This window comes from Polaromonas sp. YR568 (assembly GCF_943372955.1).
Lineage (GTDB): Bacteria > Pseudomonadota > Gammaproteobacteria > Burkholderiales > Burkholderiaceae_C > Polaromonas.
Genome location: NZ_CALSAL010000014.1, coordinates 17,555 through 29,991 on the forward strand (window position 1 = coordinate 17,555; position 12,437 = coordinate 29,991).

The 12,437-nt window shown below is 62.6% G+C and carries 13 protein-coding genes; 11 read left to right on the forward strand and 2 right to left on the reverse strand.

Translation table 11 applies throughout. From position 1 onward, the window contains the following. Positions 1-43 precede the first annotated feature (43 nt). Positions 44-904, forward strand: a complete 861-nt coding sequence (locus tag AAG793_RS16240; protein ID WP_341910084.1) for an amidohydrolase — start codon at positions 44-46, stop codon at positions 902-904. A gap of 102 nt (positions 905-1,006) precedes the next feature. Continuing rightward, positions 1,007-1,669 carry a glutathione S-transferase family protein gene (locus tag AAG793_RS16245; protein WP_341910064.1) on the forward strand — a complete coding sequence of 221 codons (663 nt, stop codon included), beginning with the start codon at positions 1,007-1,009 and terminating at the stop codon, positions 1,667-1,669. 23 nt (positions 1,670-1,692) lie between these two features. Here the strand turns inward: AAG793_RS16245 and AAG793_RS16250 are convergent, their stop codons facing one another. Beyond that, positions 1,693-2,808, reverse strand: coding sequence for a magnesium transporter CorA family protein (locus tag AAG793_RS16250; RefSeq protein ID WP_341910066.1), 1,116 nt, complete (start codon positions 2,806-2,808; stop codon positions 1,693-1,695). 43 nt (positions 2,809-2,851) lie between these two features. Further along, complete coding sequence (gene hemB / locus AAG793_RS16255) at positions 2,852-3,868, reverse strand: porphobilinogen synthase (RefSeq protein ID WP_341910068.1); 1,017 nt, start codon at positions 3,866-3,868, stop codon at positions 2,852-2,854. Positions 3,869-4,432: 564 nt separating this feature from the next. On the opposite strand from hemB, the gene AAG793_RS16260 reads away from it, so the two are divergent. From AAG793_RS16260 to AAG793_RS16300, 9 genes are all read left to right on the forward strand, one after another. After that, a complete protein-coding gene (locus AAG793_RS16260; protein WP_341910070.1) occupies positions 4,433-4,861 on the forward strand; it encodes a CopD family protein in 429 nt (142 codons plus the stop codon). A gap of 174 nt (positions 4,862-5,035) precedes the next feature. After that, positions 5,036-6,109 carry a VanZ family protein gene (locus AAG793_RS16265; RefSeq protein ID WP_341910072.1) on the forward strand — a complete coding sequence of 358 codons (1,074 nt, stop codon included), beginning with the start codon at positions 5,036-5,038 and terminating at the stop codon, positions 6,107-6,109. A 33-nt stretch (positions 6,110-6,142) separates the two neighbouring features. Then, positions 6,143-6,514: a (2Fe-2S) ferredoxin domain-containing protein gene (locus AAG793_RS16270; RefSeq protein ID WP_341910086.1), complete on the forward strand. Its 372-nt coding sequence runs from the start codon at positions 6,143-6,145 to the stop codon at positions 6,512-6,514. Between the two features lie 24 nt (positions 6,515-6,538). Continuing rightward, positions 6,539-7,183: an alpha/beta hydrolase gene (locus tag AAG793_RS16275; RefSeq protein ID WP_341910075.1), complete on the forward strand. Its 645-nt coding sequence runs from the start codon at positions 6,539-6,541 to the stop codon at positions 7,181-7,183. Positions 7,184-7,284: 101 nt separating this feature from the next. Next, positions 7,285-8,502 (forward strand): D-alanyl-D-alanine carboxypeptidase family protein, encoded by a 1,218-nt coding sequence (locus AAG793_RS16280; RefSeq protein ID WP_341910077.1) that lies wholly within the window; start codon positions 7,285-7,287, stop codon positions 8,500-8,502. Positions 8,503-8,685: 183 nt separating this feature from the next. Beyond that, positions 8,686-9,063 carry a 30S ribosomal protein S12 gene (gene rpsL / locus AAG793_RS16285; protein WP_011481225.1) on the forward strand — a complete coding sequence of 126 codons (378 nt, stop codon included), beginning with the start codon at positions 8,686-8,688 and terminating at the stop codon, positions 9,061-9,063. Positions 9,064-9,283: 220 nt separating this feature from the next. Continuing rightward, the gene (gene rpsG, locus AAG793_RS16290; protein WP_011481226.1) at positions 9,284-9,757 is read left to right on the forward strand and encodes a 30S ribosomal protein S7; all 474 of its coding nucleotides are present in this window, start codon (positions 9,284-9,286) and stop codon (positions 9,755-9,757) included. A 236-nt stretch (positions 9,758-9,993) separates the two neighbouring features. Then, entirely contained in the window at positions 9,994-12,096 is a 2,103-nt protein-coding gene (fusA, locus tag AAG793_RS16295) for an elongation factor G (RefSeq protein ID WP_341910080.1), read from the forward strand. Positions 12,097-12,290: 194 nt separating this feature from the next. Further along, positions 12,291-12,437 (forward strand): GTP-binding protein (locus tag AAG793_RS16300; protein WP_341908688.1); only part of this gene is annotated, 147 nt, incomplete at its 3' end.

Below are 12,437 nucleotides of genomic sequence, written 5' to 3' on the forward strand. Positions count from 1 at the left end.
CCCATGGCAGCGGGCCCGGCGTGCGCTGGTGTGCTTGTCGGTGATGACCCTTTGCGCGCCAGCGCTGGCGGCAGACTACACCGGCCCCTTGTTCGATGCGCATCTGCATTACAACGACGAGGCGTGGTCGGGCAGTCCTGGCCTGGGGGCACATCCGCCAGCGGATGTGTTGGCCCGCATGCAGCGCAACGGGGTGAAGGCCATCATCGCGAACTCCCGGCCGAACGACGGCACCAAATCGCTGGCTGCGCTGCCGCAGACCCGTGCGGCAGGCGTCACGGTGGTGCCCTTCATTCGCCTCTATCGCAACCGCGCGGACTACGACAACTGGTTTCGCGACGAATCCATCTTCGAGTTGGTGAAAACCGAGTTTGCACGCGGCGTCACAGGTGACCAGGCCGGGCCCTACCGGGGTATCGGCGAGTTCCATCTGTACGACAGCGCCAATGCCAATGGTCCGATTGCCAAGAAGCTGATGGCCTTTGCCGAAGAGAACAACCTGGCCATCCTCGCGCATGTAGACGATGTGGCGATTGACCTCCTGATGGCCAACGCACCGAGCAAGGGCCAGAAGACGCGGCTGATCTGGGCGCATACCGGCATCGGCGGCGTTCCGTCTGCGCGCGTGGACCAGTTGCTGGGCAAATACCCGCTGCTGATGGGCGAGCTGTCGTACCGGCCAGGCCTGACCTGCGAGGGCGGCAAGCTGTGTCCCGAGTGGCGCGCCTTGATGCTCAAGTACCCCGACCGCTTCATGATCGGCTCCGACACCTGGGTCAACCAGCGCTGGCAGTACTACGACGACACCATGAAGGGCTACCGGACCTGGCTGGGCGACCTGCCGGCCGATGTGGCCTCTCGCATCGGCTGGAGCAACGGTGCGCGTCTTTTCGGCGTGAAGTGACTCTGGCCTCTAGAGGAGGCGTTGCAAGAATTCCGCCAGTGGTATCGGTGGTACGGGTGCGCGGCGTTACCATGAGCTAGCTTCACCACTGACGTACCCGCCATGCTTCAGCTCTATTTTTCGCCCAGCAGCGCTGCCATGGCGCCCCACATCCTGCTTCAGGAGCTGGGCATGCCCTTCGAAAAAATCCTGACCGATACCGCCACCGGTGCGCATCGCAGCGAGGCCTACCGCCGGATCAATCCGAACGGGCTGATCCCGGCGCTGGTCGATGGGGATCTGGTGCTGTACGAGGCGGCCGCGATCTGCCTGCATCTGTGCGACACCCACCCGAAGGCGGGCCTGGCGCCGGCAGTGGGCAGTGCCGAACGGGCGCATTTCTACAAGTGGCTGATCTGGCTGACCAACACGCTGCAATCCACACTGATCGTGTACTTCTACACCGAGCGCTGGATGGACGACGGCAACGCAGCAGGGGTGGCAGAACTCAAGGCCCATGCCGAGGCGCGCATCGGTCCGATGCTGGACCAGCTTGATGCCGAGATCGCGCGGCAGCAAGCGATTCACCCGCAACCCTGGCTGCTGGGTAAACACTACTCGGCGGTCGATATCTACGCCATGGTGCTGTGCCGCTGGACGCGCAACTTCAAGTCTTCGCCCGCCCGCGAGCGTCCGCACCTGGGCCCCTACCTGCAGCGCGTACTGGCGCGGCCTGCGGTCATCCGTGCCTTCGAGGCGGAAGGTCTGGCGCAGCCCTGGGTTTAAGGCAAAGCAGGGAGGCTGGGCCTTCAGCGCCCGGCGCGCGACAGATAGCGCTTGCGCCAGAACACCACCAGCACCACGGTGACCAGCAGGACCATCAGGCCGAAGACCCACCAGAAGCCAGTGGCCGTGTGGATGACAGGCATGAACTCGAAGTTCATGCCGAAGAAGCCGGTGATCAGGTTGAGCGGCAGGAACACCGCTGTGAGTGCCGTGAGCGTGCGCATGGTGTCGTTGGTGCGGTTGCTCTGTGCGGAGAAATGCATCTGTACGGCGGTCTCTGCGCTTTGCTCCATGCGCCGCACGTGGTGGACCACGCGTTCGATGTGCTCCAGCACATCGCGTGAACGCACCTTGAGCAGCTCGCGCTCGCGTTGCTGCGCCGGCGTCTGGCCGTCAGGCCAGGTTTCCACCGAATCAATCCAGTCCTGAATGGCGGACCGCTGGTCTTCGCAGATCTCGTCGAGCTGGTGCATGGCCAGTCGGGCGTCCATCAGGGTGCTCCAGTTGTTGAAGCGGGTCGAGGGGTTGAGCAGCTCCACCTGCCAGTGGTCAAGCTGGCGCGTCAGCTCACGCCGCAGCGCCAGATAACCATCCACCATGTGATTGACGATGCGCAGCATCAGGTCGGCTGGGCTGGCGGGCAGCTTCACGCCGCTGGCGCGGGATTCGGCCGAGGTGCTGTTGAGCAGCTTGGCGGCGTAGGCATCGCGCACCGCGCAGTCGGCCGGATGGACGGTGAGCAGCACGTTGTCGAACACCGCGAACCCGACCGGGCTGGTGTCGATGCGGCGCAGCACCGGCGGGCCGCTACGTTTGACGGGCTGGTGCAGGGGCTGGCCGGGCTTGGACAGGTCGGTTTCGGTCTGCCCGCTGGCCAGACGCCGGAACACCAGCACGTCGTACTGCGAGGTGTAGTCGTAGTGCGATGGCAGCTGGTTGTTCAGCAGGTCCAGCAGGTGCAGGTCAACCAGCTGGGTGCCGCACAGGCTCTGCAGCGTGGCCTGCACCTGTGCTTGCTGCACCTCGAACTCACGGCGGCCGCAGGCGATCCAGATGAAGCCCTGTTCCGGCAACTGCGTGGGCAGGCTGTCGGTCTCCGTGATGCCCTGCGCGTTCGTGTTGATGTGGAAGATGCGCATGGTGAAGGTGTGTGCAGGGCGTGGGGTGTTGCGGGAGCGGTCTTCAGCCTTGCCGCATTTTCTTCGCGGCGTCGATGGCGAAATAGGTCAGTACACCATCGGCGCCAGCGCGCTTGAAGGCCAGCAGGCTTTCAAGCATCACGGCGTCGTGGTCTAGCCAGCCGTTCTGCGCGGCGGCTTTCAGCATGGCGTACTCGCCGCTGACCTGGTAGGCGAAGGTGGGCACCTTGAACTCGTCCTTGACGCGGCGCACCACGTCCAGGTACGGCATGCCGGGCTTGACCATCACCATGTCAGCGCCTTCGGCAATGTCCATCGCGACTTCGCGCAGCGCCTCGTCGGTGTTGCCCGGGTCCATCTGGTAGACCTTTTTGTCGGCCTTGCCCAGGTTGCCGGCGGAGCCGACTGCATCGCGGAACGGGCCGTAAAACGCGCTGGCGTACTTGGCGCTGTAGGCCATGATGCGGGTGTGGATCAGCTTGCGCGATTCCAGCGCTGAGCGGATCGCGCCGATGCGGCCGTCCATCATGTCGCTGGGTGCCACGATATCCACGCCGGCTTCGGCCTGTGTGAGCGCCTGCTGCACCAGCATCTCAATGGTTTCGTCGTTCAGGATGTAGCCGTTGGCATCGGGCAGGCCGTCCTGGCCGTGGGTGGTGAAGGGGTCGAGCGCCACGTCGGTCATCACGCCCAGATCGGGGAAGTTCTTCTTCAGCTCACGCACCACACGCGGCACCAGCCCGTCGGGGTTCAGCGCCTCTTTACCGTCCACCGTCTTGAGGCTGCCGTCGATCACCGGGAACAGCGCCATCACCGGGATGCCCAGCTTCACGCATTCTTCAGCCACCGGCAGCAGCAGGTCGAGGCTCAGGCGCTCCACGCCGGGCATTGATGCAATCGCCTGGCGCTGCTGCTTGCCGTCGGTCACAAAGACCGGGTAGATCAGGTCGTGCGCAGTGAGCGAGTTTTCACGCACCAGATTGCGCGTGAAGCTGTCTCGGCGCAAGCGGCGTGGGCGGCCTGCGGGATAGGGTGCGAAGTTGGAGGCGTGGATGGTCATCGACAAATTGTGCCAAAGGTTGGAAGGAAACCCCATTATTGGGGAGCGCGCCCGTTGCGGCCTCTTTTCATGGCGTTGGTTGAACCTTTTGAATTACTCGCCCGGAGTGCCCGTTGTACGGGGTAACGCGTATGAATGAGTTCAATTTGGTTCATTCTGAATTGATTGCAATGATTTCGGGGGGCTGGTTAAAATTTATATGTGCAGTTATCAATTTGATGACTGCATCCCGCTTTTCCTCCCTGAGCGGGGCCTTTGCGTGTGACAGCAAAAAGGCTTGTGAGCCCGGTTGGCCCTGTGCCATCCGGGCATTTTTTTGAGGCCTACAGGGCCCCCACGGTCGCTCACTGTGTGTAGCTCCCTGGACGTGTTCACGCCAGAGGCGTTGGCCCTTCCTCACGTCCAAACCTGCGCAGGCAGGTTTGGAGCCGCGGTCGTCAGCCCCTTAGGGGCCGCTACGCCTGCGGCCCGGCGAAGCCGGTTCCGCGGCGCCGGCTTGCAAAGACTTGCGCTGATCGGCTCTTGTTGAAACAAGCCCTGTTCTTCGGCGATTAGACTTGACAGATGCTTTGGGTCAAATCCTTCCACATTGTCTTTGTCGCCAGCTGGTTCGCGGGCCTGTTCTACCTGCCGCGGATTTTCGTCAACCTGGCGATGGTGCCACCCGAGAGCGTGGCTGAACGCGAGCGTCTGCTGCTGATGGCGCGCAAGCTGCTGCGATTCACCACCTTGCTGGCTGTGCCGGCCCTGGCCCTGGGTCTGTGGCTGTACGTCGGTTACGGCATCGGTCTGGGCCCCGGCAACGGCTGGATGCACGCCAAGCTCGTCGTGGTGCTGCTGGCTGTCGTGTATCACCACCTCTGCGCCCGCATGCTCAAGCAGTTCGTGGCCAACCACAACACCCGCAGCCACATCTGGTTCCGCTGGTTCAATGAAGCCCCGGTGCTGCTGTTGGTCGCTGCCGTCATCCTCGTCGTCGTCAAGCCCTTCTAGCCACTAAGGCTGACTGTGAATCCCCCCAAGCATTCACAAGCAGACGCGGGCGAACCGGCTTCGCCGGACGCCACACGTCGTCCCCTGCAAGGGGAAACGGAACTACATGGAGCGAAGCGCAGTGAGGACGATAGGGGTGTACGAACAGCCTCTTGGCCTCTGGCCCTCGCCGCGATGTGCCTCATCGTTTACGCGAGCCTTTATCCCTTCGCCGACTGGCGCGACCAGGGCATCTCACCGCTGCGCTTTTTGACTGCGCCACTGCCGCAGTACTGGACCGGCTTTGACGCGGGTGCCAACCTGCTGGGTTATGCGCCGCTTGGTTTTCTGCTCACGCTGGCCGCTCTGCGCAGCCGGCGCATTGTGCGGGCTGTCGGCGCCGCGGTGCTGACCTGTGCAGCGCTGTCGCTGGCCATGGAGACGGCGCAGAGCTACTTGCCTTCCCGCATTCCATCGAACGTGGATTTTTTCCTCAACACGCTGGGCGGTGCGCTGGGTGCGTGCTCGGCCTGGGCACTGGAAAAGCTGGGCGTGGTGGACCGCTGGAGCCAGTTCCGCGCGCGCTGGTTTGCGCACGATGCGCGCGGCGCGCTGGTGCTGCTGTTGCTGTGGCCGGTTGCGCTGCTGTTCCCCGCCTCTGTACCCATGGGGCTGGGTCAGGTGTTCGAGCGCCTTGAAGCCGCCCTAGCTGAAGCCCTGCTCGACACGCCCTTTCTCGAATGGCTGCCCATGCGCGACATGGAGCTGCAGCCGCTGGTGCCCGCGGCCGAGTTGCTGTGTGTGGCGCTCGGCCTGCTGATTCCGTGCCTGCTCGGCTACGGGGTGATCCGGCGCGTGTGGCAGCGCGCGGTGTGCGCTGTTGCTGTCATCGCAGCTGGCATCGGCGCGTCGGCCCTTTCGGCCGCGCTCAGCTATGGCCCGGACCATGCGTGGGCCTGGATGGATTTGCCGGTGCAAGTGGGCGTTGGATTGGCTGCCCTGCTGGCCGTGGGCCTGCTGGCGGTGCCACGACGCGCCGCTGCTGCATTGGGCCTGCTGGCCCTGGCGATTCATCTGACCTTGCTGAACCAGGCGCCGGCTGACCCGTACTTTGCGCAGACCTTGCAGACCTGGGAGCAGGGTCGGTTCATCCGTTTTCATGGGCTGGTGCAGTGGCTGGGCTGGCTGTGGCCATACGCAGCACTGATTCATGTGCTGGTGCGGGTGTCCGGGCGGGAGCGTCCAGAGGCGGCGACGGGTAAAACGTAAAATCGGGCGATGACTCAAGCTCGCTCTCCCGTCATGGCTTCGGCCACATCCACGGCCGACATATCGGCCAGTGCACCGACCAGTTATTACGAGCGCCACATCTTCTTTTGCCTCAACGAGCGCAAAGGCGGTGAGGAGTGCTGTGCCAACCACCGTGCCCAGCAGGCGTTTGACCGCTGCAAGTCGCAGGTCAAGGCAGCGGGGCTGTCGGGTGCCGGCAAGGTCCGCGTGAACAAGGCCGGTTGCCTGGATCGCTGTGCTGCGGGCCCGGTGGCGGTGGTGTATCCCGAAGCGGTCTGGTACACCTATGTGGACGAGTCCGACATTGACGAGATCGTCGAGTCGCACCTGAAGAACGGCCGTGTCGTTGAGCGGCTGCTGACGCCGCCGCACCTCGGGCGCTGAGCTTCCGTCACACAGATCCGTACCGTGAACGCCTACACCGTCAAATCGCTCATCGCCGGCCCAGCCGGTCCGCTGGAGATTGCCGTGGATCAACCGGCCGGTGTCTCGCGCGGCGTGGCAGTGATTGCGCATCCTCACCCGCTGTTCGGCGGCACCATGGACAACAAGGTGGTGCAGACGCTGGCCCGCGCGTTCATCCAGTGCGGCTGGACGGCGGTGCGCTTCAATTTCCGGGGCGTCGGCGGCAGTGCCGGCAGCCACGACGAGGGTCGGGGTGAGCTGCAGGACTTCATGGCGGTGGTTGCCCACGCGTCGCCCGCCGGGCCGCAGGCGGGTGCGCTGGCGCTGGCGGGGTTTTCTTTCGGTGCGTTCGTCACCACCCATGCCTTCGCGCAATTGCATCCTCTCAGGCCCATCGACAAGCTGGTTCTGGTCGGCACCAGCGTCAGCCGCGCACCGGCCGCGCCCATCGATGCGGCGGCCCACGACAAAACCCTGGTGGTGCACGGTGAGCACGACGACACCGTGTTGTTGTCCGCCGTGATGGACTGGGCGCGGCCCCAATCACTTCCTGTTACGGTGATTCCCGGAGGCGGCCATTTCTTTCATGGACAATTGCCGCTTTTGAAAAACTTGGTGGTGCGCCACCTGTCTTCGGCAACGGCTTGAGCGATTCGCGGATCGCTCTTCCTTGAGGAAGGCGGTGCGCCCCAGTCGCCCTGCTGGTGCGTGTGCACCGGTTTCCCATCACTTTCCAGCGGTCTCTTCTCATGTCATGTTTCTCCCGGCCTTTTCAGGCCCTGTCTGTCTGGCGTGCATTCGGCACCGCCGCTTGCCTGTTTGTTTCCGCAGCCGCACCGGTGGCCCATGCGCAGGCGCCCCAGCCGCCCGAGATTGCAGCGCGGTCCTACCTTCTGCTCGACGTCACCACCAACCAGATCCTCGCCGCCAAAGACATCGACTCGCCGGTGGAGCAGGCCTCGCTCACCAAGCTGATGACCGAGTACCTGGTGTTCGACGCGCTTCGGGCCAAAAAGATCGATTTGAAGCAGACCTTCCCGGTCAGCGAGCGCGCCTGGAAGATGCCCGGCTCCCGCATGTTCATCGACCCCAAGATGCAGGTGCCGGTGGAAGACCTGATCAAGGGCATGGTGGTGCAGTCGGGCAACGACGCGACGATGGCGCTGGCCGAAGGCGTGGGCGGCACGGCCGAGAACTTCGTCAAGCTGATGAACGAGCAGGCCAAGGCGCTGGGCATGGCCTCGACCGCCTACAAGAACCCGGAGGGTCTCACCGAGCCGGGCCACACCACCACCGCGCGCGACCTGGCGACGCTGTCGGTGCGCCTGATGCAGGACTTCCCCGAGTACGTGGGTTACGCGGCCATCAAAAAATACCGCTACCCCGGCACGCCCGCTGCCAATGACACCAACCGCAACACGCTGCTGTTCCGCGATCCCAGCGTCGACGGCCTGAAAACCGGCCACACCGACGCCGCCGGCTATTGCCTGATTGCCACGGCCAAACGCGACTTCCCGAATCTCGGCCCGGCCGGTGCCCCTGGCGGTCGTCGTCTGCTGTCCATCGTGCTGGGCGCCGCCAGCGACAACGCCCGGGCGACCGAGTCGCAAAAGCTGCTCAACTGGGGTTACACGGCGTTCGAGGCGGTCAAGCTGTTTGACGGCGGCCAGGCGGTGGTCAGCCCCTCGGTCTGGAAAGGCAAATCGGCCACCGTCAACCTCGGCCGGCCTCAGGCCATCGTCGTGGCACTGCCAGCCGGCAGTGCCGCAAAGGTCAAGACCCAAGTGGCGCGTCCTGATCCGCTGGTGGCACCCTTCATCAAGGGCCAGGCGGTGGGCACGCTCAAGGTGCTGGTGGGCGACAACCCGACGCCGGTGGCTGAAGTGCCTTTGGTCGCCCTGGAGGCTGTCGAGCAGGCCGGGATTCTGGGTCGCGCCTGGGATGCGATCCGCCTCTGGATAAAGTGATCCAGAGAGTGAGCGCTGACTTATAGGTCAAATGCCCGGCAAGGGACGCCCAAACGGCCTGTTGCTTGAGCCTTTTGCCTATCCGGTTTATACTAGAAGGCTTTTCCGCGCACGTCGCGGGAAATATTTGTGTCCGCGCATCAACCGCGGTGATCAGTTTCCAGACGTTTAGGGACGTTTTTAATGCCAACCATCAATCAGTTAGTCCGTCAGGGGCGCGAGGTCGAAAAGATCAAGTCCAAGAGCCCTGCGATGGAGAATTCTCCGCAGCGCCGCGGTGTGTGCACCCGTGTGTACACCACGACCCCCAAGAAGCCCAACTCCGCTCTGCGTAAAGTCGCCAAAGTGCGTTTGACCAACGGATTTGAAATCATTTCCTACATCGGCGGCGAAGGCCACAACCTGCAGGAACACAGCGTGGTGCTGGTTCGCGGCGGTCGTGTCAAGGACTTGCCTGGTGTGCGTTACCACATCGTGCGTGGCTCGCTCGACCTGCAGGGCGTGAAAGACCGCAAGCAGTCGCGTTCCAAGTACGGTGCGAAGCGCCCGAAAAAGGCGTAATAGAAGGCTTAATTGTCTTCACCGGCCCGGCCCTTGTGGTCCGAGCCAGAAGAAGTTGTCATGACTTTTTCAAAACAAGGTGTTTCACTCGCTCTGGCAGGTGATTGAAACGAAGTGACCCAAGTGCAAATGGTTTGCACCGGTCGAGTAAGTGAGGGTTTTGATAACCCTCGCGGCATGGCCCCCAAGGCGATGCCAACTGAAGCAAAGAGGTGAAAAAATGCCACGTCGTCGCGAAGTCCCTAAACGTGAAATTCTTCCTGATCCGAAATTTGGCGATGTTGATCTCGCCAAGTTCATGAACGTGATCATGCAAGGCGGCAAGAAGGCCGTCGCCGAGCGCATCATTTATGGCGCGCTCGACTTCATCGAGAAAAAGAACCCTGGCAAAGACCCGCTCGAGGCTTTCCACATGGCCATCGGCAACATCAAGCCCATGGTCGAGGTGAAGTCCCGCCGCGTCGGCGGTGCCAACTACCAGGTGCCGGTCGAGGTTCGTCCTGTCCGCCGCATGGCTCTGGCCATGCGCTGGCTGAAAGAAGCCGCCAAGAAGCGCGGCGAGAAGTCGATGTCCCTGCGTCTGGCCAATGAGCTGATGGAAGCGACCGAAGGTCGTGGCGGCGCCATGAAAAAGCGTGACGAAGTTCACCGCATGGCCGAAGCCAACAAGGCGTTCAGCCACTTCCGCTTCTGATTGGTCCGGGTTGCCGTTTTTTGGGCAACCCCGCTGCGCTGAGTGGAGGATGGCCGGGCGGTTGTCCGGGTGCCGGTCACCTTGACAACCACGGGTTCGGTCCCACGTTCTGGCGTCAGGATGCGCTCCCGTACCACGGGCCATCCTGCCGGCAGACACGCAGCGAAAACGAGGAAGGCCCTACCGGGCGGTTCTTCAACGAGTCTTTGTTCGCAACCCCGAACTGAAAGTAATTTATGTCCCGCGCTACCCCCATTCAAAACTACCGCAACATCGGTATCTCCGCGCACATTGATGCCGGCAAGACCACGACCACCGAGCGGATCCTTTTCTACACCGGCGTGAACCACAAGATTGGTGAAGTACACGACGGCGCCGCCACCATGGACTGGATGGAGCAGGAGCAGGAGCGTGGCATCACGATCACTTCCGCTGCCACCACCTGCTTCTGGCGCGGCATGGACACGTCCCTGCCCGAGCACCGCATCAACATCATTGACACCCCCGGCCACGTGGACTTCACCATCGAGGTGGAGCGTTCCATGCGCGTGCTGGACGGTGCCTGCATGGTGTACTGCGCTGTGGGCGGCGTGCAGCCCCAGTCCGAGACCGTGTGGCGTCAGGCCAACAAGTACAAGGTGCCCCGTCTGGCCTTCGTCAACAAGATGGACCGCACTGGTGCGAACTTCTTCAAGGTCGTGGAGCAGATGAAACTGCGCCTGAAGGCCAACCCCGTGCCGATGGTGATCCCCATTGGCGCCGAAGAAAACTTCACCGGCGTAGTCGACCTGATCAAGATGAAAGCCATCATCTGGGACGAGGCCTCGCAGGGCATGAAGTTCGACTACCGTGAAATCCCCGCCGAGCTGGTTGAGCTGGCCAAAGAATGGCGCGAGAAGATGGTCGAAGCCGCGGCTGAGGCGTCTGAAGAGTTCATGAACAAGTACCTTGAAGAAGGTGACTTGACTGAAGATGAAATCAAGCTGGGCATCCGCACGCGGACCATCGCCAGCGAGATCCAGCCGATGTACTGCGGTTCGGCCTTCAAGAACAAGGGTGTGCAGCGCATGCTGGACGCCGTGATCGAGTTCATGCCGTCGCCGATCGACATTCCACCCGTCAAGGGCACGGACGAAGCCGAGGCGCCTGTCACCCGCAAGGCGGATGACGAAGAGAAATTCTCTGCCCTGGCATTCAAGCTGATGACTGACCCGTTCGTGGGCCAGCTGACGTTCGTGCGCGTTTATTCCGGCGTGCTGAAGAAGGGTGACAGCGTTTACAACCCGATCCGCGGCAAGAAAGAGCGTATCGGCCGTATCGTTCAGATGCACGCCAACAACCGCGAAGAGGTCAGCGAGATCCGCGCCGGTGACATCGCCGCTTGTGTGGGCCTGAAAGACGTGACCACTGGCGAGACGCTGTGTGATCCGGATGCCGTGGTGCTGCTCGAGCGCATGGTGTTCCCTGAGCCGGTGATTCGCCAGGCCGTGGAACCCAAGACCAAGGCTGACCAGGAAAAGATGGGCATCGCCCTGTCGCGCCTGGCCAACGAAGACCCTTCTTTCCGCGTCAACACCGACGAAGAATCCGGCCAGACCATCATCGGCGGCATGGGCGAATTGCACCTCGAGATCATCGTGGACCGCATGAAGCGCGAATTCGGTGTGGAAGCCAACGTCGGCAAGCCGCAGGTGGCTTACCGCGAAACCATCCGCAAGACGGTGGAAGACGCTGAAGGCAAGTTTGTGCGTCAGTCCGGCGGTAAGGGCCAGTACGGCCACGTCGTGCTGAAGATCGAACCCAACGAAGCCGGCAAGGGCATCGAGTTCGTCGACGCCATCAAGGGCGGCGTGGTTCCCCGTGAATACATCCCTGCAGTGGAAAAAGGCATCAACGAAGCGGTGACCTCAGGCGTGCTCGCCGGTTACCCGGTGGTGGACGTCAAGGTCACGCTGCACTTCGGTTCGTACCACGACGTGGACTCGAACGAACTGGCGTTCAAGATGGCTGCCATTTTCGGCTTCAAGGAAGGCTGCAAGAAAGCCGGTCCGGTGATTCTGGAGCCGATGATGGCTGTGGAAGTCGAGACGCCTGAAGACTACGCCGGTAACGTGATGGGCGATCTGTCCTCACGCCGCGGCATGGTGCAGGGCATGGAAGACATGGTCGGCGGTGGCAAGGCCATCAAGGCCGAAGTGCCGCTGTCCGAGATGTTCGGTTACTCGACCACGCTGCGTTCGATGTCGCAAGGCCGTGCAACGTACTCGATGGAGTTCAAGCACTACGCCGAGGCACCGCGCAATGTGTCCGAAGCCATCATGGCGGCTCGGGCAAAGTAAAGGTACACCCCCGAGGCGGCTCTGCCGCCTCCCCCTCAAGGGGGCGACATCTGCGGCCCGGCAAAGCCGGTTCCGCGATGTCACTTGAATGATTCTTGTCTTCGGCGCCACGTTTGTGGTTGGCCCGCTGCCCGTGGCGAGGCCTCAGCTGGAGACGTTAAACAGACACGGGCATGTTCTTTGGAGAAAAGAAAATGGCAAAAGGCAAATTTGAGCGGACCAAACCGCACGTCAACGTCGGCACGATTGGCCACGTGGACCACGGCAAGACCACGCTGACGGCGGCGATCACCACGGTGCTGGCAGCCAAGTTCGGCGGCGAAGCCAAGGGTTACGACCAG